This window comes from Lentzea sp. HUAS12, from assembly GCF_024125735.1.
Lineage (GTDB): Bacteria > Actinomycetota > Actinomycetes > Mycobacteriales > Pseudonocardiaceae > Lentzea > Lentzea albida.
Genome location: NZ_CP099738.1, coordinates 7,479,968 through 7,502,639, shown reverse-complemented (window position 1 = coordinate 7,502,639; position 22,672 = coordinate 7,479,968). Strand labels below are relative to the sequence as shown.

The window sequence follows — 22,672 nt, the reverse complement described above, 5'->3', positions numbered from 1 at the left end:
TGCCGCCACGGCGACTCTGTGGAGGTGCCGCGAGCCGATGACCGCGCGGGCACGACCGAACACGATCAGGACCACCCGGACCATGACGGGGGGTCAGCACGACGACGCCGACGAGCCGTGGCAGCTCGTCAAGGCCGCCCAGCAGGGTGACACCGGGGCGTTCGGAGTGCTGTACGACAAGTACGTCGACATGGTGTTCCGCTACGTCCTCTTCCGGGTGGGCGGCGATCGCGCGTTCGCCGAAGACGTCACCAGCGAGACGTTCCTGCGCGCGCTGCGGAGCATCGGGTCGGTCAGCTACCAGGGCCGCGACGTGGGCGCGTGGTTCGTCACGATCGCCCGCAACATCGTGTTCGACCACGTGAAGTCGAGCCGCTACCGGCTCGAGGTCACGACCGCCGAGCTGCAGGACAACCGCGAGGAGACGAGCGGTCCGGAGCAGGAGGTCATGACCGAGGCGACCAACGCGGAGCTGCTCCGGTGCGTTTCCCAGTTGGGTGACGACCAGCGCGAGTGCATCACGCTGAGGTTCATCGAGGGCAAGTCGGTGTCCGAGGTCGCGCAGCTCATGGACCGCAACGAGGGCGCCGTGAAGGCGTTGCAACACCGGGCCGTGCGACGGCTCGCACAGATCCTCCCGTCCTGGTTGCGGTGATCGCGATCGCAGGGGCGTAACCCAAAGCAGATCAACTTCGTTACTCGGGCTGAGATGGACGGCAAGGGAAGAACACCGCGGTGGCGGCAGACGGAGCACGAGCGATTCGCCCGTGCCGTTGAAGGCGGCCCACAGCCGGTGGGGAACGACGACCTCGCTGAGGACCTCGCGATCGTCGAACTCCTCCGGAGGATGGACGTCGGCCCGGACGCCGATACACGCGAACGGATGAAACAGCGCATCCTCACCGCGCCGCCGCCGGAGAAGCCACTGGTGCTCCCGTCGGTAAGACGCGTGGGAGCGCGCGGGCGGGTGGCGGTCGCGGCAGCCGCGGTCCTCTGCTTGCTGTTGTCCCTCACCGGTATGAGCGTGCTGCTCAGCCGTGACGCGCTCCCGGGAGACCCGCTCTACGGCGTCAAGCGCACCACCGAAAGCGCCTCGCTCGGCCTGACGTTCGACGACCAGGACCGCGCCCTCAAGCACCTCGAGTTCGCCGCCTCCCGCGTCACCGAGATGGAGACACTGGCCGACCGGTCCTCCGCCTCGTCCGCGCAGCTCACGGCCCTCACCGACCTCGACGCCGACGCGGTGGAGGGCTCCCGCCAGCTCACCGCGTACGCGACGACCTCCGACAAGGCCGCGCTGCCGGACCTCCGCGACTGGGCGCTCGGGCAGTACGAGAAGCTCGGCACCCTGAGGCCCCGCCTGCCCGACGACGCGCGCGCCCACGCCGAGACCACGATGTGGCTGCTGGCGAGCATCGCCCAGCGCGCCCACGACCTGGCCGCCCGCGCCGGCTGCAACGTCGTGACCAGCGGTTCCTCGGACACGCTCGGCCCACTGCCGGCCAAGGACGACTGCGTCCCGGCCGTCACGGACCCGAGCAAGTCACCGGGCAGCAGGCCGTCCTCGGTGGCGCCCACCCGGTCGGGCGTGCCGGTCCCGTCCGGTTCGGCGGACCCGCCGGTGCAGCCCACCCAGTCGGTCGCACCGGGTTCCTCGGCCGCGCCGACGTCGAAGCCGGGCACCTCCCCCCAGCCCTCGACGAGCAGGCCGGAGATCACGATCCCGCTGCCCCTCCCGCTGCCGAGCATCTCGCTCCCGCTGCTGCCCGGCATCAGCTTCGGCTGAGTCGGGCGGTTTCCGGCGAACCGGATCGCTAGGCTTGTGACATGGCAGGCAAGCGTGACGTGGAGAGCGACCGGCTGGCCGAGCTGGCCGGCGAGGCATCGGCAGAGGCGGCGATCCAGGCCGCCGCGATGGCGCCGGAGCTCGAGACCGCGCTGACCGTCCCGCCCGACCTGACGGCGGCCGCCTTCTTCGACGTGGACAACACGATGATGATGGGCGCGTCGATCTTCCACTTCGCCCGCGGCCTCGCCGCGCGCAAGTACTTCTCCTCCTCCGACCTCGCGGGCTTCGTCTGGCAGCAGCTGAAGTTCCGCGTCGGCGGCCGCGAGGACCCGGAGTCCGTCAAGGCCTCCCGCGAGCAGGCGCTGTCGTTCGTCTCGGGCCGCAGCGTCGCCGAACTCGTCTCGCTGGGCGAGGAGATCTACGACGAGCTGATGGCCGACCGCATCTGGAAGGGCACCCAGGCCCTCGCCCAGATGCACCTCGACGCGGGTCAGCGCGTCTGGCTCGTCACCGCCACGCCCGTCGAGCTCGCGCAGATCATCGCCCGCCGCCTCGGCCTGACCGGTGCCCTGGGCACCGTCTCCGAGTCGGAGAACGGCATCTACACGGGCCGCCTGGTCGGCGACCTCCTGCACGGCAAGGCCAAGGCGCAGGCCGTGCGGTCGCTGGCCGCCAAGGAGGGCCTCGACCTGCGCCGCTGCACCGCGTACTCGGACTCGTCGAACGACGTGCCGATGCTGTCGGTGGTGGGCACCGCGGTGGCCGTGAACCCGGACTCGCAGCTGCGCGAGGTGTCGCGGCGCAAGGGCTGGGAGATCCGCGACTTCCGCACCGGCCGCAAGGCGGCCAAGATCGGCGTGCCGTCGGTGCTGGGCGCCGGCGCGCTGGCCGGGGCGGTGGCGGCCACGATGGCCTACCGGCGCCGGGTCAAGTGAGCCCGAGGGCCTTCCAGGCCTGCTCGCCCACCGGCGTGAGCACCACCGCGCGACCCGTGCCGATCCTGCGCACCCACTCCCGTTCGAAGAACGCCTCGCACAGGAACGCTCCGGTGGCTCCGGCGAGGTGCGGGACGCGTTCGGTCCAGTCCAGGCAGGCCCGGCTGAGCTCGCGCTTCCCCGGCTCGAAGCCGAGCTCCTTCATCCAGATCATGCCCGGCTCGGTGATCGTCAGCTCGGCGCTGACGACTCCGAGCTCGAGAAGCCCGCGCTTCAGCGCGATGCCGAGCTTCCCCGCCAGGTGGTCGTAGCAGGTCCGCCCCCGAGCCATCGCCTCCGACACCGCGGCCGCCCGCAACCCGCGCGGCGCCACCCGCGGCCCGGCGAACGCGACCATCGCCTCCAGCAGCTCGGCGACGTGCGGTCCGGCCAGCGCGACGTACCGGTGCCGTCCCTGCCGGTGCTCGACCAGCACACCGCCCTCGACCAGCTTCGTCAGGTGCTCGCTGGCGGTCGAGGCGGCGACTCCGGCGTGCGCGGCCAGTTCCCTCGCGGTCCAGGCCCGTCCGTCGAGCAGGGCGCCGCAGATCGCGGCACGCGTGGAGTCCGCGAGCAGTCCGGCGACCTGGGCGAGTGCTTCCACCCCGCCATTCTGCGGCCAGGACACTTCGGCCGGCACCGAAGCGTCCAGCCCCTACCGTCGTTGGGCATGAGCGAAGAGCTGCTGCTGCCGGTCCCGTCGGTCCCGCCAGGAGACACGGGCGTGGCCTGGCTCCAGTCGTCCGTGGTGAGGTTCAGCAACGGCCCCGACCACACCCGCCGACGCGCCCTGACCGAGCGGCTGCTGGACGGCGTGCGGGCCGGCAGCCTCGACGAACTGGCCATCGCGCTCGGCCTGCCGGGCTCGCTGGACGACATCGCGCGGATCGCCCCGAGCTACCAGCCCCACGAGCCGATCACCGCGGCGGCCGACGCCGCCGTCGAACGCCTGGCCACCACCCACGACGAGGAGACCGCGGCCCGGATCGGCCTGCTCGTCCAGGCCTGGGCCGCCACGCACGCCCTCGCCGACCGCCTCCGCACAGGCGACACCGCGCCACCGGTCCCCCTCACGCGCCGGGACACCGGCAACAGCGTGATCGAGGTCGGCCTGGCGAACCACCCGTTCGGCCGCGGTCCGCACGCCTGTCCCGGACGGCACCTGGCCACGCGGATCGCCAAGAACACGGCGTTCCGGGCCCTGCACCAGCAGGCGGACCCGCTGGTCCTCCCCAACGCCTGGGACCACGCCTCCGCCGTCGCCCTGCACGCTGCGGGCTTCCCGGCGGTCGGCACGACGAGCCTCGGCGTGGCCGCCGCGCACGGCATCCCGGACGGCATGGGCCTGGCAGGCGACCAGGCCGTCGCGCTGGCCCGGCTGCTCGCGGACCTGCCGTTCCCCGTCACGGCCGACCTGGAGTCCGGGTTCGGGGCGCCGCCGCACGAGGTCGCGGACCTGGTGGCCGGACTCGGGGTCGCGGGCGTCAACCTGGAGGACGGCCGCCCGCACGGCCTCGCCACCCCCGCCGAGCAGGCCGAGCTGATCACCGCCGTCAAGACCCGCGCGCCCGGCGTGTTCCTCAACGCCCGCATCGACACCCACTGGCTGGGCCTCGCACCCGAGGAGACCGCCGACCGCGCCCGCCGGTACGTCGACGCCGGCGCGGACGGGATCTTCGTCGCGGGCCTCACCGAGCCCCGCGAGATCGAGGAGCTGGCCGCCCTCGCACCGCTGAACGTGCTGGCCCAGCAGCGCACGCCGAAGGAGCTCGGCGAGCTGGGCGTCAAGCGCGTCAGCACCGGGTCACTGCTGTTCAGGGCGGCACTGCACCACACCGTCGCGACCGCGGAGGCCGTGCGCGACGGTGGAACGGCACCTGCGTTCAGCTACGAGGACGTGCAGGAGCTCGTCAGCCGAGGAACACGTTCCGCCGCTGGGTGAGCAGCCGGTACAGGGTCTGCTGGATCGTCTCGCGCACCTGGTCGGTGAGGTTGAAGACGAGCATCGGGTCGTCGGCCGCGTTCTCGCCGAACACGTCCGTGCGGATCGGCTCGCCGAACTCGATGTACCACTTCGACGGCAGCGGGATGGCGCCCAGCGGCCCGAACAGCGGGAAGAACGGCGTCACCGGGAAGTACGGGAAGCCCAGCAACCGGGCGAGCGTCTTGATGTCGCCGATCATCGGGTAGATCTCCTCGGCGCCGACGATCGACACCGGGATGATCGGCACGCCGGTCTTCAGCGCCGCCGACACGAAACCGCCGCGGCCGAAGCGCTGCAGCTTGTAGCGGTCCTTGTACGGCTTGCCGATGCCCTTGAAGCCCTCCGGCCACACGCCGACGAGCTCACCGGACGACAGCAGCCGCTCGGCGTCGGCGTTGCAGGCGAGCGTCTGGCCGCCCTTGCGCGCCAACGCGCCCAGCACCGGCGTGCGGAACACCAGGTCCGCCCCCAGGCCGCGCAACGGCCGGTGCGCGGGGTGCTCGGACGCGATGCCGTACGCCGTCATCAGCGCGTCGAGCGGCACGGTGCCGGAGTGGTTCGCCACGATCAGCGCGCCGCCCGCCATCGGGATGTTGTTCAGGCCGATCGTCTCGACGCGGAACCACTTCTCGTAGAGCGGCTTCAGCGGCGGCATCAGCACGTTCTCGGTGAGGTCGCGGTCGAAGCCGAACTCGTCGATCTGGTAGTCACCCGCGATCCGCCTGCGCGCGAACGCCAGCAGGTCGGTCAGCCTGCGTTCCCAGTCCGGTGTCGCGGACTGCTGCTGCTCGGGTTCGGGGACCACCTCGACGTGGCGCGATCTGCGCGCGGCGTCGCGTTCCGGGTCGTGCAGCGGGATAACGCGTGCTCCTGCCACTGCGTTCATCTCCTCAAGCAAAGATCAGCGGAAACGGGCGGCCGCGTCGAGGATTCCCCGTTCCGCGGCTTCGATCGTCTCCGGGTCGATGAGCGGCTTCAGGCCTCGGCCGTTCACGTAGTCGTCGAACGCCTGCTGGGTGGTCCACCGCGGCGTGAACCCGAACTCCTTGCGCAGCAGAGTGGTGTCGACCACGCGCCCCCAGTTGAGGAACCTCATCTGGTCGGGCGAGAAGTCGACGAGCCGGGCGCTCCGGAAGAAGCCACCGACCGTGGGCACGGCCATGCTGGGCACCGGCAGGTTCAGCCTGCCCGCCCGCCGGATGGCCTGCGACAGCAGCAGCACGCCGTCGCCGCCCACGTTGTACACACCTGGCAGGTCGTGCAGCGTCGCACGTTCGAGGACCGCCAGCGCGTCCTCGGAGTGCAGCAGCTGCACACGAGCGTCGTACCCCAGGACGGTGGGCACGACCGGTAGGGCGAAGTAGCGCGTCAGCACCGTGTCGATGCGCGGGCCGATGAAGTTGGTGAAGCGCAGCGTCGTGACGTTGACGTCCGGCCTGCGGCGGCCGAACCCGCGCACGTAGCCCTCGACCTCGACCGCGTCCTTGGCGTAGCCGGACGACGGCAGGTCCTTCGGGCCCATGTCCTCGGTGAACACCGCAGGGTCGCGGCTGCTGGACCCGTAGACGGCGCTGGTGGACTTCACGACGAGCTTCTGCACCTTGGGCGACTTCTGGCACGCGGCCAGCAGCTGCATGGTGCCGATGACGTTCATCTCCTTCATCACCGTGCGGCCGGTGGGCCCGGCCGGGCTCGCGGTGACGGAGGCGTGGACGACCGTGTCGACGTTCGCGGTGGAGATGACCTTGGCGATCAGCGGGTTGCGGATGTCGGCCCGCACGAACTCCGCCCGGCCCATGCGGCGCAGCAGGTCGCGTGGCGGCGGCTCGGTGTCCACACCGAGCACGCGCTCGATGTCCGGGTTCGCGGCGAAGCGCGCGGCGAGGTGGCCGCCGAGGAAGCGGCTCACTCCGGTGACGAGGACGACCTTGGGCGTCATGCGACTCCAAGCACGAAGGGCGTGGCGATTGGTCGATGCTACAGACCGGATTGAGAACCGCACGGGGCCGGAACGCCGTCTTGACGCAGGTCACGCGGGCTTTACCGCCCAATCACCCGAACGGCGGCGACTGATCCCGTGTTTCTCACCGTTCGTCTCACTGGGTGATATCCGTGCCGCCGCAAGGACCTGTGCGGGCCCGGAAAAACGCAACCGCCGCCGGTCTCCTCGCGGAGACCGGCGGCGGCAGAGCGCATGCGGGCTTACTTGCCGCGCTTCCTGCGCTGGACCCTGGTCTTGCGCAGCAGCTTGCGGTGCTTCTTCTTCGACATGCGCTTGCGGCGCTTCTTGATGACCGAGCCCATGCGGGTTCCTTAGCTCTAGACGTTGCTTTGACTGGCGCGCCCCAGCCTTGGCCGTGTCAAGCACGGCGCGCCGGTAAGCACGATCGGCCTACCAGTCTACCCGGCGGGGTTCACCAGCCTTCAGCCAGCGTCGAAGTACGCGTTCTCCAGGTAGGCGTGCACCGCTTTTTCCGGCACCCGGAACGACTTGCCGACCCGCACCGCGGGTAGCTCGCCCGAGTGCACCAGGCGGTACACCGTCATCTTGGAGACCCGCATCATCGAGGCCACCTCGGCCACGGTCAGGAACTGCACCTGAGCGAGGCCTGTTCGTTCGTTCTCCTTCGCAGGCATGAAATCACCGCATCCTTAGACACGTGTCGTGCCGTCGGTCTTCCCCACCGACGGTTCGACACGCACGTGCTGCCCTGAGAGTAGCGGGACTGGTGTGACTCCTGCGACGTCCAAGTGGGGCCGGTCCCTCACTTCGACCTAGTCCTCGTGCTGTTTGCCCAGCTCGACGGACCGGTCACGGGCGCTCTCGATGGCCGCGAGAAGGGCGGCGCGCACGCCGTGCTTCTCCAGCTCGCGGATGGCCATGATGGTCGTGCCGGCGGGCGACGTGACCGCCTCGCGCAGGATCACCGGGTGGTTCGAGCCCTCGTTCAGCATCGTCGCGGCGCCCACCGCGGACTGGATGATGAGCTGCGAGGCCAGGTCGCGCGGGATGCCGAGCAGGATGCCCGCGTCGATCATCGCCTCGACCAGGAAGAAGAAGTACGCGGGACCGGACCCCGACAGCGCCGTGACCGCGTCCTGCTGCGACTCCGGCACCACCGCGACCTTGCCGACGGTCGACAGCAGCTCCTCGACGACCTTGAGGTGCTCGGGCGTGGCGTTGGACCCGCCGGAAACGGCGCTCATGGCCTCACCGACGACCATGGGCGTGTTCGGCATGACCCGCACCACCGGGGTGCCCGCGGGCAGCCTGCGCTCGTACAGGGCCGTCGGCAGGCCCGCGCACAGCGAGACGATCAACGTGCCGGGACGCAGCACCGGCGCGAGTTCGGTGAGCAACGGCTCGATGTCCTGCGGCTTGACCGCCACGACGAGCACGCCGGCCTGCGCCGCCGCGCCCGAGACCGTGACGGCCTCGAACCCGTACTGCTCGGTCAGGGCCTTCGCCCGCGACTCGTGCTTCTCGGTGAACAGCAGATCCGAGGCCGCGCGACCACCCTGCAAGAGCCCGGACAGCAGCGCCTCACCGATCTTGCCCGCGCCGAGCACCGCGATCTTCGTCATCGGTCAAGTCTCACACAGCGGGCGTCAACGCAAGCTGCCGTGCCTGGCACACCAGCCGCCCGGCCGAGTCGATCACCGTGGCGTCCTCGTCGAACCACTGCCCGTGCACCGCCTGGCACGTCACGTGGATGCGCAACCAGCCGGGAGCAGGCCGCGCGCGCAGCAACGCCGTCAGCTGCACCGTCGGTGACCAGCCGAAACGCCCGAGGTTGAACGTGACGGGCATCGACAGGTCGCCCGCGAGCAACGCGAAGTACGGGTCGGGCTGCTCGTCCGTGGGCCGCGCCCACAGCTTGAGCGTCAACGGCCCGTCCGTGCGCCGGTCGAGGAACGTCGCCGACTCGCGGTCCACCCGCAGGTCGCACAACGCACCGACCTTGTAGCTCCCGCCGGTCGGGAAGTTCGCGAGCTCCACCGCACCGGGCGGCGGCGCGGCGGGCATCGCCGGCAGGTTCACGTAGTCGGCCCGGTTCTCCGGTATCCGCCCGGTCGTCACCGACGCCTCGACGCACACCTGACCGCGCTGCTCCAGCGACACGGCGATGACCGTGGCCGTCCGCCCGGCCTTGCGCACGTCGGTCCGCACCAGCACGGGCCCGACCTCCGGCGCCCGCAGGAACTGCGCGGACACGACCAACGGGTCCGCGTCGGCGACCTGAGCCGCCGCACGGGTCATCACCGCGAGGAGGAAACCACCGTGGGGCTTGGGCCCGACGGTCCACTCGGCGGGCAGGGACGCGGTGAAGGTTCCGTCACCGAGCGACCGCACCGCACTGGACTTCGAGAAGGTCATGAGCGGCTGGCCAGCGACCGCAGGAAAAAGGTCACGTTGGCAGGCCGTTCAGCTAGTCGCCGCATGAGATATCCGTACCACTGCTCACCGTAGGGAACATAAACGCGAGTCCCGAGACGCCTCTGCTCCTCGGTCCGGATGCCGTAGAGCATCTGGTACTCGAAGTCGGTTTTGTCATACCAGCGCGCCCGCTCGCCGATGATCTCGATCAGCCGCGGGTCGTGCGTGGCGAACATCGGGTAACCCTCTCCAGCGAGGAGAACGTTCACACACCGCACGTAGTTCAGATCAACCTCTGATGGATTCTGAATCGCAACCTCGGGAGGCTCCGCGTAGGCCCCCTTGACCAGCCGAACCCTGCTCCCGGCCCCCGCGAGCCGCTCGCAGTCCTCCAGCGTCCGGTGCAGGTACGACTGCAACACCGCCCCCACCCACGGCCAGGTGCGCCGCAGTTCCTCGAGCACCCGCAACGTCGAGTCGGTGGTGGTGTGGTCCTCCATGTCGAGCGTGACCGTCGTCCCGCACTGCTCGGCGGCGGCACAGATGCGCGAGGCATTCGTCAGGGCGAGCGCCTCGTCGAGCGTCTGCCCGACCGCGCTCAACTTCACGCTGACCTCGGCGTCCTTCGCGAGCCCAGCGGCGTGCAACGCGTCGAGCAACTCGAGGTAGGCCTGCACGGTCTTCTCGGCCTGGGCCTTGTCGGTGGTGTCCTCACCCAGGTAGTCCAGCGTCACCGGCAACCCGAGCCCCCGCACCACCTCGACCGCGTCGGCGGTGGTCTCGCCCGCGACGAAGCGCTTCACGACGTCACGGCTGATGGGCGCGTTGGCGACGAGGTGGCGGACCGTCTCGTTGCGAGACGCGGCCATGATCAACGCTCGCAGCGGGTTCACACGGGAACCCTAACTCGCCGCTCAACTCAGGGGCGGCGAGGACTCGCGAGCGGAGCACGGGACGGGCGGGAGGCGACCACGCTCGCAGGCCCGGCGTGAGGCGTGAGGCGACCACACACGCAGGCCTCGGGCCAACCGCACTCGCCCACCCACCGCAACCACGCACGCAGCCGCGGAGCGCGGTGCCAACCGGCGCTCGCCCACGCAAAGTGACCTGCAACAAGCCGCCGAAATCAGCGACCAAGCCCGGGCCGGGCCTTCCCGGCCCCGCCCTCAGCAGCCCAATCCAGGTGCAACCGCGCGAACAACAACGACTCGGCCAACATCTCCCGCCGAGCCTCCACGCTCCCGGCACGCCGCGTGTTGACCTCCAGCACGACCTGCCCGTCGAACCCACCCCGGGCCAGCATCTCGCACAGCTCGGCACAGGGCTGAGACCCACGCCCAGGCACCATGTGCTCGTCCTTGGGCGCCCCGGACCCGTCCGCCAGGTGGACGTGCCGCAACCCGTCCCCCATCCGCTTCGCCAGCTCCAGCGCGTCCATGTGCGCGGCAGCCGAGTGCGACAGGTCCAGCGTGTAGTTCGCGTGCCCCACGTCGGTGGGATCCACAGAAGGCTTGAACGCGTTCATCTCGACCGAACGCCCCCGCCCGAGCGGGCGCTTCACCGGGAACATGTTCTCCACGGCGATGGCGATCCCGCTCTCGGCCTCCAGGAACGCGACCAGCTCGGCGAACCCGTCCGCGTACTTCCGCTGCCACCGGAACGGCGGGTGCAGCACCACGGTGGGCGCGCCCAGGTCACCGGCCGCCTCAACCGCACGCCTGAGCCGTTCGGACGGGTCCGGCGACCACACGCGCTGAGAGATCAGCAGGCAGGGGGCGTGCACGGCGAGCACCGGCATGCCCGTTCGGGTCGACAGGCGGTCTACCGCGCGGATGTCCTGCGACACCGGGTCGGCCCACACCATCAGCTCGACGCCGTCGTAGCCCAGGTCGGCGGCCATGTCGAACGCCGCTCCGGCGGGCTGCGGGTAGACCGACGCCGTGGAGAGCCCGACCGGGATGCGGGCGGTCAACTCTTCACCAGCAGCATCGCCGCTGGTGAGACTGTCACGATGAGGCCCACGAGCACGGCCAGGACGGTGGTCTGCAGATCGTCCGCTCGGCGGATCTTTCGCACCAGCAACACCAGACCCACGGTAACCGCCAGGGCGACCACGAGGGCGGCGGCGGGGATGGCGCGCCAGAGGTAGTTGAAGGCGAGCCACAGGCCGGCGCCGCCCAGCACGCCGACGGCGAGCTGGCCGATCATGACCAGCCACTCCTTGCCGGCCGAGCGCGGTTCCGGTTCGGCTTCCTCGTCGATCTCGGCGGCGTCGTCCAGGCCCGCCGGGCCGTCGTCGTCGTCCTCGTCGTCGGAATCGTCCGCGAGGTAGTCGTCCTCGGCGCGGTAGGCGGCGTACTCCTGCGAGTCGTCGTCCACGTACGGGCCGGGGTGCGCCGCGGTCGACTCCATCGGCGCCATCGACAGGTCGGTGTGGGCGTTCGGGTCGTCGTCGCCGAACCAGGCGTCGGGCTGGTTGCCCGGCAGCGGTTCCGGCAGCTTCGGCGGGGCGGGCGGCACGATCAGCACGGACTCGGTCTCGAGCGCGGCGATCTGGTCGACCGGCGCCTTCGCCGGGATGCGCGGGAGCTGCTCGGTCATCGCCTCGCGCGGAGGCGCGGCGACCGGCATCTGCACCGACGGCGGCACGGACTTCGGCCGGGCGATGTTCGGGCGCGACGGGTTCGGCGCGGCCGTGGTCGCCTGGTCGAGACGGGCCTCCAGGCGGCCGGGCACGTCCGGGCGCGGCATGTCCGAGCGCGACGGCTGGTCGCGGACCTGCGGCACCTGCCGGGTCTGCTCGGCGGCCGCGGGAGGCGGCGGCACGGGCGCGGCAGGCTTCGGGGGCGCCGGCTTGGGAGCGGCCGGGGCCGGTCTGCGGACCTGCGGCGGCTGGGCCGGCGGCAGCGGCATCTGCTGCGACGGCTGCGGCTTCGGCGGCGCGACGGGCGGGGCGACCGGCGGTTTCGGCTGGTACGCGGTGCGCTCGGCGGCGGGCGGCGGTTCCGGTGCGGCGCGACGACCGGGCTGCGGTGCGTCGTCGTCGCGGATGGCCATCAGGCGGCCGCTGTCGGACAGCACCCGCTCGATGATCGTCTGGGGCGCGGTCTCCGGCTGCTGGACGTCGTCTTCCTCGTCAGCCGCCCGGCGGCGTCGCCGACGTGGCGCACTCTCTGCGCTGCCCCCGTACTGGGCGAGCAGCTCAGCGACTGTGCGCTGCGTCTGGTCCGATCCGCTCTCTCGACTCATCAACTCCACCGTGCCCCGGTCTGGCCAGTCCGTCCAGTATCGCTCTGGTCCGTGCCGTCAGTGTGGTCCAGCCGTCGGAGGATGACACCCTCCCGGAGTGCCCAGGGGCAAATCTCCAGCTGGGTGAGTGACAGGGCTCGCATTGTGGCCTCCGCGACCAGCGCGCCCGCGACGAGCTGGTGGGCGCGCGAGGTGCTCACGCCCTCCAGTTCCGCGAGGTCACTGGCCGACATCCGGGAGATGAACGCGATCAGCTGCCGGAGCCCGGCGTCGGTGAGCACCCGACGCGCCCTGGGCCCGGCAGACGATGGCGCGGCCCCGGTGAGCCGCGCCAGCGTTCGGAAAGTTTTTGAGGTTGCAACCACCCGATCGGGTTCCCCCGCGCGTTTCAGCTTCCGCGCCACGGGCGCGAGCTGCTCGGCGAGCCAGTCGGTGGTCTCGCGGACCTCCGAGCGCCGGGGCGGGTCCTTGTGGAACCGGGTCCTGGTGAGCCTTCCCGCGCCGAGCGGCACGGAGAAGGCGAGGTCCGGGTTCTCGTCCCGGCCGATGGCGAGCTCCAGCGAGCCGCCGCCGATGTCGAGGCTGAGCAGCTTGCCCGCGGACCAGCCGTACCAGCGGCGGACCGCGAGGAAGGTGAACTTCGCCTCGTCCTCACCGGACAGGACCTTCAGCTCGACCCCGGTCTCGGTGCGCACGCGGTCGAGCACCTCGCTCGAGTTGCCCGCCTCGCGCACCGCCGAGGTCGCGAACGCCATCAGGTCCTCGCAGCCGGACTTCTTCGCCGACGCCTTGGCGGCGGCGACGGCGCGAACGAGCTGGTCAGCGCCCGCTTTGCGGAGCTGCCCCTTGTCGTCGAGCTGCTCGGCGAGACGAAGGATCGTCTTCTCGGACGTCATCGGGATGGGGTGGGCACCACGATGCGCGTCCACCACTAGGAGGTGGACGGTGTTGGAACCCACGTCGAGAACGCCCAGGCGCACGCCGGAAACGGTACCTGGTCGTGTCCGTCAGGACTCGAACTTGTAACCCAGACCCCTGACCGTGACGAGGTGCCGGGGAGCCGACGGGTCGGGTTCGATCTTGGACCGCAGCCGCTTGACGTGCACGTCCAGCGTTTTCGTGTCGCCGACGTAGTCCGCTCCCCAGACCCGGTCGATCAGCTGTCCGCGGGTCAGGACGCGGCCGACGTTGCGGAGCAGGTACTCGAGGAGGTCGAACTCCTTGAGCGGCAGGCTGATGTCCTGGCCGCCGACGGTGACGACGTGGCGTTCCACGTCCATCCGCACCGGACCGGCCTCGAGGATCTGCGGGAGCAGGTCCTCGGACTCGCCGCCGCGGCGCAGCACCGCGCGGATGCGGGCGATGAGCTCGCGGGCCGAGTACGGCTTGGTGACGTAGTCGTCGGCGCCCAGTTCCAGGCCCACGACCTTGTCGATCTCGCTGTCGCGGGCCGTCACCATGATCACGGGGACGGCGGACCGCGCGCGCAGCTGCTTGCAGACGTCCGTGCCGCTCATGCCGGGCAGCATCAGGTCCAGCAGCACGATGTCGGCGCCGTTGCGGTCGAACTCCTCGAGCGCCTCCTGGCCGGTGGCCGCGAGGGCCGCGGTGAACCCCTCCTTGCGCAGCAGGAAGGCGAGCGGATCGGCGAAGGACTCCTCGTCCTCCACGATGAGCACCCTGGTCACAGCTCTCCTCCTGGGTCACCCGTGCCAGCCGGCACGAGAGTCGGATTCGGTTCGGTCGCCGCGGCGGGGAGCCGCAGCGTGAAGGTGGAACCCGTTCCTGGCAGGCTCCACAGCTTCACCTCACCGCCGTGGTTGGCGGCGACGTGCTTGACGATCGCGAGCCCGAGGCCGGTGCCCCCGGTGGCCCGCGACCGCGCCTTGTCGACGCGGTAGAAGCGTTCGAAGACCCTGATCTGCTGGTCCTCGGCGATGCCGATGCCGCGGTCGGTCACGGCGATCTCGACGTGCCCGTCCACCAGCCGGCGGCTCACGCTCACCGGACTGCCGGGCGGCGAGTACGCGACGGCGTTGTCCAGCAGGTTCGTCAGCGCCGTGACCAGCAACGACCGGTCACCCGGCACGACGAACCCGCTCGGCTCGTCGGTGGTGATCGCGATGTTGACGGACTCGGCGGCGAGCTGGGACCGCGACAGCGCCTCGTTGATCACGACGTCGATCTCGGTGTCGGACAGCTCCGGCAGCTTCTCGGCCCCCTGCAGCCGCGACAGCGCGATCAGCTCGGTGACGAGCGTGCCGAGGCGCGTCGCCTCCTGCATGATCTTCGCGCTGAACCGGCGGACCTCCTCCTGGTCGTCGCTCGCGTCCAGCACGGCCTCCGCGAGCAGCGCCAACGCGCCGACGGGGGTCTTCAGCTCGTGGCTGACGTTCGCCACGAAGTCGCGCCGGGTCTTCTCCAGCCGCACCGACTCGGACTCGTCCGTGGCGTCGACCACGATGAAGTCCTCGACCAGCCGCCGGACCTCGGCGTGCACGGCCTCCGGCTGGCGGCCACCGCGCTGCCCGTCCAGCGGCGAGAGGTCGACGTAGACGACCTCGTTGCTGCTGCGGACACCCTCGGCGGCCTTGCGGGCGCGGTCGTCGACGCGGTTGTTGCGGACGATCCCGAGCTCTTCGGCGCGAGGGTTGTGGATCACGACGTCACCGAAGTGGTTCAGCACCACGATGCCGTCGTGCGAGTCGTGCACGATCTGCTGGATCAAGTCACCGACGGTGAGGCCTTCCGGCTTCCTGGGGTGTCTGGGAGCGGTGAACCGGCCGATGAAGAAAGCGGCTATCACGCCGATGAGCGCGAGGCCGATCGACACAGCGAGGTAACCCGTTGTGGTCACGAGGCGAATGGTAAGCAGCTCAGAGGTGTCCTGGCCTAGTGCGGAAGCGTGAACCGTGATACCCGCGACACCTCAGGACGGGGTTGTTTCTCCCCTGGTCAGACGTCGTTCACCCAACCGTGTCCTTTGGACGGTCGGGATACGAAAAATGCACGCGCGCACCGTCGTCCGGCACACGCGTGCATTTCCCGAAATGTGGTCAGCGACCCTGGTTGGCGACCGCCGCGATGGCGTCCTTCGCGGCGTCCGGGTCGAGGTACTCGCCGCCCGGCTTGAGCGGCTTCAGCTCCTCGTCGAGGTCGTAGCGCAGCGGGATGCCGGTGGGGATGTTGAGCCCCGCGATGGCCTCGTCCGAGATGCCGTCGAGGTGCTTCACGAGCGCGCGCAGCGAGTTGCCGTGCGCGGCCACCAGGACCGTCTTGCCGGTGCGCAGGTCCGGGACGATCGACGACTCCCAGTACGGGATCATCCGCTTGACGACGTCGAGCAGGCACTCGGTCAGCGGCAGGTCGGGGCCGAGACCCGCGTAGCGCGGGTCGGTGTCCTGGCTGAACTCGCTGCCGGGCTCGATGGGCGGCGGCGGTGTGTCGTAGGAGCGGCGCCAGAGCATGAACTGCTCCTCGCCGAACTCCTCGAGCGTCTGCTTCTTGTTCTTGCCCTGCAGGGCGCCGTAGTGGCGCTCGTTGAGGCGCCAGTCGCGCTTGACCGGGATCCAGTGCCGGTCGGCGGCGTCGAGGGCCAGGTTGGCGGTCATGATCGCCCGGCGCAACAGGCTCGTGTGCAGGACCTCCGGCAGGACGCCGGCCTCCTTCAGCAGCACGCCGCCGCGGCGGGCCTCCTTCTCGCCCTTCTCCGACAGGGGAACGTCCACCCAGCCGGTGAAGAGGTTCTCCGCGTTCCACGTGCTCTCGCCGTGGCGGAGCAGGACCAAGGTTCCGACAGACATGCCGGCTAGCCTGCCATGCCGACCCGCCTGCCGTACCCCGGCCGGGCACCGTGATCCACACCATGGGACTCGTCGGTGTACATGTGGATCTCCAGCCCGTCGGGGTCGTTGAAGACCAGCAACCAGCCGATGCTCGCCTCGATCTCCGGCGAGTGCGGGATGCCGAGGCCGTCGAGGTGGGCGATCCACTCGCCGAGGTCCCCGCGCGTCCCCACGGCCCAGTTGACCGGGTCGAAGCCGGCGACCGCCCTTGCCTTCCCCGGGTTCTCGCGCAGGCTGAGGCCCGCAGCGCCGCCGCTCACGTGACCCGAGACCCCCCGGACCACGCCATCGGCGTCGGCGAACTCCCACTCGGGCTCGAACCCGAAGACCTGGCGGTACCACTCGGTGCTCTTCGCGAGGTCGGTCACCGGGATCTTCACGCCTCTGATGCCTCTGAGCTGCGCCATCTCGGTCACTCCTTTTTGAGTGCACTACGACTGCAACCAATGTGGTTAGACTGCGCTCGATGAAGGACGAAGTCAAGCGTTCGTACAGCTCACCGCTGCGGGAGCAGGCGGCTCTGCGCACGCGCGCGCAGGTGCGGGAGGCGGGCCACCGGCTGTTCGCGCGGGACGGGTTCGTGGCGACGTCGATGCGGCGGATCGCGTCCGAGGCGGGCGTGTCCGAGCGGACGGTGTACACGCACTACCGCAACAAGGTCGAGCTGTTCCAGGACGCGCTGAACGTGGCGATCGCGGGCGACGAGGAGCCCGTGGCGATGCGGGACAGGCCTGAGTTCTCCGAGGTGCTGGCGACGCCGTCGGCCCGCGACCTGATCGCGGAACTGGTGGGGCGCAACGCGGTCGTGCTGGAACGGGCCGGTGCGCTGATCATGGCCGGCATCGAGTCGTCGGGGGCCGATCCGGACATGCGGCGGATCTCGGACGAGGGCGAGCAGGCGATGCGGGCCAACTGCCTCGCGTTGGCGGAGGCGTTGGTGGGGACCGGGGAGGTGCGGGAGGAGTTCGACGCGGACGCGGTGGCGGACGTGCTGACGACGATGTCGTCGCCGCACGTCCACCAGGTGCTGGGCTGGCCCGCCGGCCGCTACCGCGACTGGCTGGCCGGCACCCTCACCGCGTCACTGCTCAGGCCTGTTCGCGAGCCCTGAGGTCCTTGCGCAGGATCTTGCCCGCGGCCGACTTCGGGATCGCCTCGATGAACTCGACCACGCGCACCTTCTTGTGCGGCGCCACGTGCGAGGCCACGAACGCGATCACGGCGTCCCCGTCGATCTCCGACCCCGCCTGCCGCACGACGAACGCCTTCGGGATCTCCTCGCCGTCCGCGTCCTTCACGCCGATGACGGCCGCGTCGGCGATCTCCTCGTGGGTCAGCAGCACGGCCTCGAGCTCGGCCGGCGGGACCTGGTAGCCCTTGTACTTGATGAGCTCCTTGACGCGGTCGACGATCGAGACGATGCCGTCGGCGTCGATCACGGCCACGTCGCCGGTGTGCAGCCAGCCCTCGTCGTCGAGGGTGGCGGCGGTGGCCTCCGGGTTGTTCAGGTAGCCCTTCATGACGTTCGGGCCGCGGCACCACAGTTCGCCGCGGTCGCCGACGCCCACGTCCTCGCCGGTGGCCGGGTCGACCAGGCGGCACTCCAGGTTCGGGATGATCACGCCCACGGTGCCGACGGAGATGTCGTCGCGGCTGTCCGGGATGGCGTGGCTGACCGGGGACATCTCGGTCATGCCGTAGCCCTGCGAGACGCGGCAGCCCAGGCGCTTGCTCACGGCGGCGGCGAGGTCCACGTCCAGGGGCGCGGCGCCGGAGAAGATCGCCTTGAGCGGCGAGAGGTCGTAGTCGTCGACGATCGGGTGCTTGGCGAGGGCCACGGCGACCGGCGGGGCGATGTAGACGCGGTCGGTCCTGTGCTCGGCGATCACCCGCAGGAACTCGGGCAGGTCGAACCTCGGCAGCGTCACGACGGTGGCGCCCACGCGCAGGCCGCCGTTCATCAGCACCTGCATGCCGTAGATGTGGAAGAACGGCAGCACCGCGAGGATGCGGGTCTCCTCGTTCAGCTCCAGCAACGGCTGGCACTGCTCCAGGTTCGCCACGAGGTTGCGATGCGTCAGCATCACGCCCTTGGGCAGCGCGGTCGTGCCGGACGAGTACGGCAGCACCGCGACGTCATTCGCCGGATCGATGGACACCTCGGGCACCGGGTGCGAGTTCGCGAGCAGTTCCGGCAATGACGGGTAGCCCTCGGCGCCGTCCAGGACGACCACGTCGGTCACGCCCGCCTTGGCGGCGCCCGGAGCGGCGTTCGGGAGCAGCACGGACACCGTGAACAGCATCTTCGCGCCCGCGTCGTGCAGCTGGTGGGCCACCTCGTCGGGCGTGTAGAGCGCGTTGATCGTGGTCGCTGTGGCGCCCGCACGGAGGATGCCGTGGAACACCACGGCGTAGTACGGCGTGTTCGGGCTCAGGATGCCTACGACATCACCTTTGCCGATACCTCGCGCGGCCAGCGCCGCGGCCATCCGGTCGATGGCGCCGGCCAACTGGCCGTAGGTCATCTCCGCGCCGGACATGCCGTCGATCAGCGCAACCCGGTCCGCGCGGTCGGCGATGTCGCCGAACAGCAGCTGGTGCAGCGACACGTCGGGGATCTCGACGTCGGGGAACGGACTGCGAAAGACCATGCGGCGACCTCATTCACATCGCTGTACATCGCTGTACACCCAGCCTGTGGGCACATCGTGATCCAGCCCACTGGGCTGGTCAAGGACAACTCGATCGCTACAGGGCCGTTACTTTGCGCGGCTAAATACACTCGAATGGAGCAATACAAGCACTTGTGATCGCAAGGACGTATCTGAGAAGTTGATACCGCCTCCGCGAGTCGGCTCCCACGCTTACTCGACGAGCGCGAGGCACATGCGCGGTTCGTCATCCCCCGTCGAATCGTGTGGCCCGCTTGGGATCCGGGAACTCCCCCCGTCCACGGATCCATGCAGCGGGGACCTTTGACGCGGAACGGCTCGATGCGACTCCCCCTCTCTCCCGAGCCGTTCCGCGCATCACCAAAGGCACACTCTCAGTAGAACTTGATCACCCTGCTTCGTTCGTCCGGGTGATCCGACGCCGTCGGCGCAGCAGGTAGACCACCACGAAGGCGGGCACCCCCAGCGCCACCGCGAACGGCAGCATCGCGCCCAGCCCGATCAGGACCACCCCGGTGACCGCGACCAATGCGTTCCAGCCGCCGGCCAGGGCGCCGAGGAAGCCGACCTTCTCCTCCTCCGGCGGGGCGATCGGCGTCGTCGCGACGTCCACGGTCAGCGTCGCCATCGCGACCTGGCCCTTCAACGACTCGCTGCGCCGCTGCATCGACTCCAGCTCGGCCTGCCGCTTGGTCAGCTCGCTCTCGACCTGCGCGACCTCCGAGGTGGACCCGGCACGCTCGAACAACGCCCGCAGCCGCTCCACGCTGGCCCGCTGCGTGGCGATGCGCGATTCGACGTCCACCAGCTGGTCGGTGACGTCCTGGCTCTTCACCTCGCTGCGGGTGACCTCGCCGACGCTCGCCAGGTCCTGCACGAGCTTGTCCAGCTCGGCCGACGGCACGCGCACGGTCACGGACCCGGACTTCTTGGTCGAGTTCTCCTGTCCCGCGAACCCGCCCACGGCCCGCGCCCGGTCCTTGACCTGGCCGATGGCCTTCAGCACGTCGTCAGCCCGCAGGTCGACGTCGGCCGTGCGCACCAACTGGCGCTCCTGCTGCTGCACCGGCTGCACGGCCGGTGCGTTCTCCTGCTGAGGCGCCGCGTTCTGCGCCGCCTGAGGCGGTGCGGCGGCATCCTTCGCCGACATACCCCCACTGTTCGAACTGCTGCCACACCCCGTTGAAACCAGGGCCAGCAACACCGCTCCCACCCACAGCACTGGTCTACGCATGCCTGTCGGACGGGCGGGAGCGGAGGTGGGGTTGCCGGGGAAGCCGAAACGAGTCGGCGGCTACTCCGAAACGAGATGTTGAAACGCGGCCAGGTTCGCGAGCGACTCGCCGCGCGACACCCGCCAGGCCCACTCGCGCCGGATCGCGTCGGCGAACCCGATCTCGAGCAACGGGTTGAAGTCGCCGTCCGCCGCCTCCAGCACCTGTCCGAGCACGCGGTCCAGCTCGTCGGCGGTCACGGCGTGCTTGCCGACCCGTCCGACCAGGTAGATGTCACCCTCGGCGTCGATCGTGTAGTGCACGCCGTACAGCCGTGCGTTGCGCCGCAGCAGGAACCGGTACACGTCCTCGAACGACTGGTCCGGCCGCCGGCACACGAAGGCCTCGACGACCAGGGCGTGCGAGGTCTCGACCAGCCACACGTTGGTCTGGAGCTTCTTGGTGCCCGGCAGCGTCACGAAGAACTTGCCCGGCTCGCGCCGGTCGTACTCGAGCTCCCGTTCGTCCAGGAACTCCTTGATCACAGCGTCGACGCTCAAGCGAAAACCTCCCGGCGGAACACCTCTGCCGCCTCTTGATACCCCGCCAGCAGGGCATCAGTCGTGCGGTCCCACGAGAAGCGTCGTGCATGTCCCACGGCGTTGCTCGCCAGGTGCTCCCGTTGCGGCAACGCCACCCCGCTGATCGCCGACGCCCATTCGCCGGGTTCGTGCCCGTGCACGAGCACCCCGGACACGCCGTCGTTGACCGCCACGGGCAACCCGCCGACGGCCGCCGCGACCACGGGCGTCCCGCACGCCTGGGCCTCCAGCGCCACCAGCCCGAACGACTCGTTGTGGCTCGGCACCGCGACCAGGTCGGCGGCCCGGTAGACCTGCGCCAGCGCCGGCCCGGGCTGCGGCGGCAGGAACCGCACGACGTCGGTGATCTGCAGCTGCGCGGCCAGTTCCTCCAGCGCCTTCGGCCGTTCCGTGCCCGAACCCGAGGGCCCGCCGACGATCAGCACGACCAGCCGCGACCGCAGCCCCGGATCGCGCACGAGCATCTCCGCGGCGGCGCGCAGCAGCACGTCGGGGGCCTTCAACGGCTGGATCCGGCCGACGAACGCCAGCACGACCGCGTCCTGCGGCACGCCGATCGACCGCCGGGCGGCGCCCTGGTCACCGGGCGTGAAGCGGTCGAGGTCCACCCCTGGTGGCACGACGGCGACCTTGGACGGCTCCGCGTCGTAGAGCTTGATCAGTTCGCCGGCCTCGATGTCGGTGTTCGCGACGAGCCGGTCGGACTCGCTCACGACCTGGTCCTCGCCGATCACGCGCATCCTCGGCTCCGGGGTGTCGCCCTCGGCCAGCGCCAGGTTCTTCACCTTGGCGAGCGTGTGCGCGGTGTGCACCAACGGCACGCCCCACCGTTCGCGCGCGATCCAGCCGACCTGCCCGGACAGCCAGTAGTGCGAGTGGATGGCGTCGTAGTAGCCGGGCTCGTGCCGTGCCTCGGCGCGCAGGACGCCCGCGGAGAACGCGCAGAGCTGGCCGGGCAGCTCCTCCTTGCCCAGGCCCTCGAACGGGCCCGCGGCGACGTTGCGGACGCGCACGCCCGGTGCCAGCTCGACGACCGGCGGCAGTTCCGACGACGTGGCCCGCGTGAAGATCTCCACCTCGACCCCGCGCTGGGCCATCCGTGTGGCCGTCTGCACGATGTAGACGTTCATCCCGCCCGCATCACCCGTCCCCGGCTGTTCGAGCGGCGAGGTGTGGACTGAGAGCACCGCCACGCGCTTCATCGGGCGACTCGCAGGAGTTCGGCGGCGAACCGCTCCGGCCGTTCGAGGAACGGCGCGTGCGCGGTGTCGGGGTACAGGCTCAACTCGGCTCCGGGGATCAGGGCGGCGGAGTACTCGGCGGCGGCGGGCGCGACCACCTCGTCTTGAGTTCCGTGCACGACCAGGGTCGGCACGTCTACGGCCTTCAACACATCGGCGCTGCCCACGTCCCTGCGGAACAGCTCACCTCGCACTTTATGGCTGACCGAGGTGGCGGCGGCTGTGAGTTCGCCGACGGTCGAAGCGGGCAGGCCGGGGGCCATGGCCCGGCAGAACGCCGCCAGCACGGCGTCGTCGGTGATCGCGCCGGGCAGCGCGGCCCGCATGACCGGCCCGGTCTCGCCTCCGGGGCGACCGCGGCCGATCTCGGTGATGGCGCTCACGAACACCAGGGCGTTGATGCCCGCCGTGCCGTGGAAGCGCAGGTAGTCGGTGACGACGAGCCCGCCGTAGGACCACCCGACGAGGGTCGCGGGGCCGGTGTGGCCGAGCACGGCCTCGATGTCGGCGGCCCAGTGCGCGGAATCGCGGTAGTCGCCGAAGTCGTCGGATTCGCCGTGTCCGCGCAGGTCGACGGCGTAGGTGCGGAAGCCGGGCAGGTCCCAGACGGCACCCGTCTGCGCCCAGCCGTGCAGCAGGACCACCGCCGGCGCGCCGGCCGGACCCGACTCGCGAACGGCCAGTCGTCCCCCGCCGGCCGCCGTCACGCGTGTCAGATGCACAC

Annotated in this window: 25 protein-coding genes; 5 read left to right on the top strand and 20 right to left on the bottom strand. The window is 70.4% G+C overall.

Translation table 11 applies throughout. The features are described 5' to 3' along the window. The first annotated feature begins 82 nt into the window (after positions 1-82). The 3 genes from ND450_RS34875 (at position 83) to ND450_RS34865 (ending at position 2,724) form a co-directional block, all read left to right on the top strand. Positions 83-655: a sigma-70 family RNA polymerase sigma factor gene (locus ND450_RS34875; protein ID WP_253322526.1), complete on the top strand. Its 573-nt coding sequence runs from the start codon at positions 83-85 to the stop codon at positions 653-655. A 138-nt stretch (positions 656-793) separates the two neighbouring features. Continuing rightward, complete coding sequence (locus tag ND450_RS34870; RefSeq protein WP_253322525.1) at positions 794-1,786, top strand: DUF5667 domain-containing protein; 993 nt, start codon at positions 794-796, stop codon at positions 1,784-1,786. Positions 1,787-1,827: 41 nt separating this feature from the next. After that, positions 1,828-2,724, top strand: a complete 897-nt coding sequence (locus tag ND450_RS34865; RefSeq protein ID WP_089919001.1) for an HAD family phosphatase — start codon at positions 1,828-1,830, stop codon at positions 2,722-2,724. On the opposite strand, the gene ND450_RS34860 is transcribed toward ND450_RS34865, so the two are convergent. Beyond that, positions 2,717-3,367 carry a helix-turn-helix transcriptional regulator gene (locus ND450_RS34860; RefSeq protein WP_253322524.1) on the bottom strand — a complete coding sequence of 217 codons (651 nt, stop codon included), beginning with the start codon at positions 3,365-3,367 and terminating at the stop codon, positions 2,717-2,719. The two genes, ND450_RS34865 and ND450_RS34860, sit on opposite strands and share 8 nt — an antisense overlap. Before the next feature lie 66 nt (positions 3,368-3,433). Here ND450_RS34860 and ND450_RS34855 point away from each other — a divergent pair, with 66 nt between their 5' ends. Continuing rightward, positions 3,434-4,705, top strand: a complete 1,272-nt coding sequence (locus ND450_RS34855; protein WP_253322523.1) for an isocitrate lyase/phosphoenolpyruvate mutase family protein — start codon at positions 3,434-3,436, stop codon at positions 4,703-4,705. Here the strand turns inward: ND450_RS34855 and ND450_RS34850 are convergent. The 14 genes from ND450_RS34850 to ND450_RS34785 all read right to left on the bottom strand — a co-directional run bounded on the left by ND450_RS34850 (position 4,674) and on the right by ND450_RS34785 (position 16,626). Then, positions 4,674-5,633, bottom strand: coding sequence for a lysophospholipid acyltransferase family protein (locus ND450_RS34850; protein WP_253322522.1), 960 nt, complete (start codon positions 5,631-5,633; stop codon positions 4,674-4,676). The two genes, ND450_RS34855 and ND450_RS34850, sit on opposite strands and share 32 nt — an antisense overlap. Positions 5,634-5,648: 15 nt before the next feature. Continuing rightward, complete coding sequence (locus ND450_RS34845) at positions 5,649-6,686, bottom strand: NAD-dependent epimerase/dehydratase family protein (RefSeq protein WP_089918993.1); 1,038 nt, start codon at positions 6,684-6,686, stop codon at positions 5,649-5,651. Positions 6,687-6,949: 263 nt separating this feature from the next. Then, positions 6,950-7,051 carry a 30S ribosomal protein bS22 gene (locus tag ND450_RS34840; protein WP_015105422.1) on the bottom strand — a complete coding sequence of 34 codons (102 nt, stop codon included), beginning with the start codon at positions 7,049-7,051 and terminating at the stop codon, positions 6,950-6,952. A 120-nt stretch (positions 7,052-7,171) separates the two neighbouring features. Beyond that, positions 7,172-7,384 carry a helix-turn-helix domain-containing protein gene (locus ND450_RS34835; RefSeq protein WP_030477960.1) on the bottom strand — a complete coding sequence of 71 codons (213 nt, stop codon included), beginning with the start codon at positions 7,382-7,384 and terminating at the stop codon, positions 7,172-7,174. 138 nt (positions 7,385-7,522) lie between these two features. Then, complete coding sequence (gene proC, locus ND450_RS34830; protein ID WP_253322521.1) at positions 7,523-8,332, bottom strand: pyrroline-5-carboxylate reductase; 810 nt, start codon at positions 8,330-8,332, stop codon at positions 7,523-7,525. A gap of 10 nt (positions 8,333-8,342) precedes the next feature. After that, positions 8,343-9,125 (bottom strand): thioesterase family protein, encoded by a 783-nt coding sequence (locus ND450_RS34825; protein ID WP_089918989.1) that lies wholly within the window; start codon positions 9,123-9,125, stop codon positions 8,343-8,345. After that, positions 9,122-10,018: a proline dehydrogenase family protein gene (locus ND450_RS34820; RefSeq protein WP_253322520.1), complete on the bottom strand. Its 897-nt coding sequence runs from the start codon at positions 10,016-10,018 to the stop codon at positions 9,122-9,124. The genes ND450_RS34825 and ND450_RS34820 overlap by 4 nt, the downstream gene beginning before the upstream one ends. Positions 10,019-10,251: 233 nt before the next feature. Beyond that, the gene (locus ND450_RS34815) at positions 10,252-11,097 is read right to left on the bottom strand and encodes a sugar phosphate isomerase/epimerase (protein ID WP_253322519.1); all 846 of its coding nucleotides are present in this window, start codon (positions 11,095-11,097) and stop codon (positions 10,252-10,254) included. Continuing rightward, the gene (locus ND450_RS34810) at positions 11,094-12,374 is read right to left on the bottom strand and encodes a hypothetical protein (RefSeq protein ID WP_253322518.1); all 1,281 of its coding nucleotides are present in this window, start codon (positions 12,372-12,374) and stop codon (positions 11,094-11,096) included. Before ND450_RS34810 ends, ND450_RS34815 begins: the two co-directional genes overlap by 4 nt. Continuing rightward, positions 12,374-13,354, bottom strand: coding sequence for a Ppx/GppA phosphatase family protein (locus tag ND450_RS34805; RefSeq protein WP_253322517.1), 981 nt, complete (start codon positions 13,352-13,354; stop codon positions 12,374-12,376). The genes ND450_RS34810 and ND450_RS34805 overlap by 1 nt, the downstream gene beginning before the upstream one ends. 27 nt (positions 13,355-13,381) lie before the next feature. After that, a complete protein-coding gene (locus tag ND450_RS34800; protein WP_089918981.1) occupies positions 13,382-14,062 on the bottom strand; it encodes a response regulator transcription factor in 681 nt (226 codons plus the stop codon). Beyond that, positions 14,059-15,231 carry a cell wall metabolism sensor histidine kinase WalK gene (locus ND450_RS34795; protein WP_253322516.1) on the bottom strand — a complete coding sequence of 391 codons (1,173 nt, stop codon included), beginning with the start codon at positions 15,229-15,231 and terminating at the stop codon, positions 14,059-14,061. The genes ND450_RS34800 and ND450_RS34795 overlap by 4 nt, the downstream gene beginning before the upstream one ends. 199 nt (positions 15,232-15,430) lie before the next feature. Continuing rightward, on the bottom strand, positions 15,431-16,177 hold the full coding sequence (locus ND450_RS34790; protein ID WP_253322515.1) for a phosphoglyceromutase: 747 nt from the start codon (positions 16,175-16,177) through the stop codon (positions 15,431-15,433). 5 nt (positions 16,178-16,182) lie between these two features. Then, positions 16,183-16,626, bottom strand: coding sequence for a VOC family protein (locus tag ND450_RS34785; protein WP_253322514.1), 444 nt, complete (start codon positions 16,624-16,626; stop codon positions 16,183-16,185). A gap of 59 nt (positions 16,627-16,685) precedes the next feature. Between ND450_RS34785 and ND450_RS34780 the strand changes: the two genes are divergently transcribed. Continuing rightward, positions 16,686-17,330 carry a TetR/AcrR family transcriptional regulator gene (locus ND450_RS34780; RefSeq protein WP_253322513.1) on the top strand — a complete coding sequence of 215 codons (645 nt, stop codon included), beginning with the start codon at positions 16,686-16,688 and terminating at the stop codon, positions 17,328-17,330. Here the strand turns inward: ND450_RS34780 and ND450_RS34775 are convergent. The 5 genes from ND450_RS34775 to ND450_RS34755 form a co-directional block, all read right to left on the bottom strand. Further along, complete coding sequence (locus ND450_RS34775) at positions 17,308-18,870, bottom strand: 4-coumarate--CoA ligase family protein (protein ID WP_253322512.1); 1,563 nt, start codon at positions 18,868-18,870, stop codon at positions 17,308-17,310. The genes ND450_RS34780 and ND450_RS34775 overlap by 23 nt on opposite strands. Positions 18,871-19,279: 409 nt before the next feature. Beyond that, positions 19,280-20,041, bottom strand: a complete 762-nt coding sequence (locus tag ND450_RS34770; protein WP_253322511.1) for a DUF4349 domain-containing protein — start codon at positions 20,039-20,041, stop codon at positions 19,280-19,282. A gap of 144 nt (positions 20,042-20,185) precedes the next feature. After that, positions 20,186-20,665, bottom strand: a complete 480-nt coding sequence (locus ND450_RS34765; RefSeq protein ID WP_089918968.1) for a YbjN domain-containing protein — start codon at positions 20,663-20,665, stop codon at positions 20,186-20,188. Continuing rightward, entirely contained in the window at positions 20,662-21,909 is a 1,248-nt protein-coding gene (gene mshA, locus ND450_RS34760; RefSeq protein ID WP_253322510.1) for a D-inositol-3-phosphate glycosyltransferase, read from the bottom strand. The genes ND450_RS34765 and mshA overlap by 4 nt, the downstream gene beginning before the upstream one ends. Then, complete coding sequence (locus tag ND450_RS34755; RefSeq protein WP_253322509.1) at positions 21,906-22,670, bottom strand: alpha/beta fold hydrolase; 765 nt, start codon at positions 22,668-22,670, stop codon at positions 21,906-21,908. The genes mshA and ND450_RS34755 overlap by 4 nt, the downstream gene beginning before the upstream one ends. Between the last annotated feature and the right edge of the window lie 2 nt (positions 22,671-22,672).

Coding starts and splice junctions, on each gene's coding strand:
- ND450_RS34790 (WP_253322515.1), bottom strand. CDS start 16,177: ATGTCTGTCGGAACCTTGGTCCTGCTCCGCCACGGCGAGAGCACGTGG.
- ND450_RS34840 (WP_015105422.1), bottom strand. CDS start 7,051: ATGGGCTCGGTCATCAAGAAGCGCCGCAAGCGCATGTCGAAGAAGAAG.
- ND450_RS34875 (WP_253322526.1), top strand. CDS start 83: ATGACGGGGGGTCAGCACGACGACGCCGACGAGCCGTGGCAGCTCGTC.
- ND450_RS34855 (WP_253322523.1), top strand. CDS start 3,434: ATGAGCGAAGAGCTGCTGCTGCCGGTCCCGTCGGTCCCGCCAGGAGAC.
- ND450_RS34785 (WP_253322514.1), bottom strand. CDS start 16,626: ATGGCGCAGCTCAGAGGCATCAGAGGCGTGAAGATCCCGGTGACCGAC.
- ND450_RS34780 (WP_253322513.1), top strand. CDS start 16,686: ATGAAGGACGAAGTCAAGCGTTCGTACAGCTCACCGCTGCGGGAGCAG.
- ND450_RS34835 (WP_030477960.1), bottom strand. CDS start 7,384: ATGCCTGCGAAGGAGAACGAACGAACAGGCCTCGCTCAGGTGCAGTTC.
- ND450_RS34810 (WP_253322518.1), bottom strand. CDS start 12,374: ATGAGTCGAGAGAGCGGATCGGACCAGACGCAGCGCACAGTCGCTGAG.
- ND450_RS34845 (WP_089918993.1), bottom strand. CDS start 6,686: ATGACGCCCAAGGTCGTCCTCGTCACCGGAGTGAGCCGCTTCCTCGGC.
- ND450_RS34825 (WP_089918989.1), bottom strand. CDS start 9,125: ATGACCTTCTCGAAGTCCAGTGCGGTGCGGTCGCTCGGTGACGGAACC.
- ND450_RS34850 (WP_253322522.1), bottom strand. CDS start 5,633: ATGAACGCAGTGGCAGGAGCACGCGTTATCCCGCTGCACGACCCGGAA.
- ND450_RS34770 (WP_253322511.1), bottom strand. CDS start 20,041: ATGTCGGCGAAGGATGCCGCCGCACCGCCTCAGGCGGCGCAGAACGCG.
- ND450_RS34865 (WP_089919001.1), top strand. CDS start 1,828: ATGGCAGGCAAGCGTGACGTGGAGAGCGACCGGCTGGCCGAGCTGGCC.
- mshA (WP_253322510.1), bottom strand. CDS start 21,909: ATGAAGCGCGTGGCGGTGCTCTCAGTCCACACCTCGCCGCTCGAACAG.
- proC (WP_253322521.1), bottom strand. CDS start 8,332: ATGACGAAGATCGCGGTGCTCGGCGCGGGCAAGATCGGTGAGGCGCTG.
- ND450_RS34775 (WP_253322512.1), bottom strand. CDS start 18,870: ATGGTCTTTCGCAGTCCGTTCCCCGACGTCGAGATCCCCGACGTGTCG.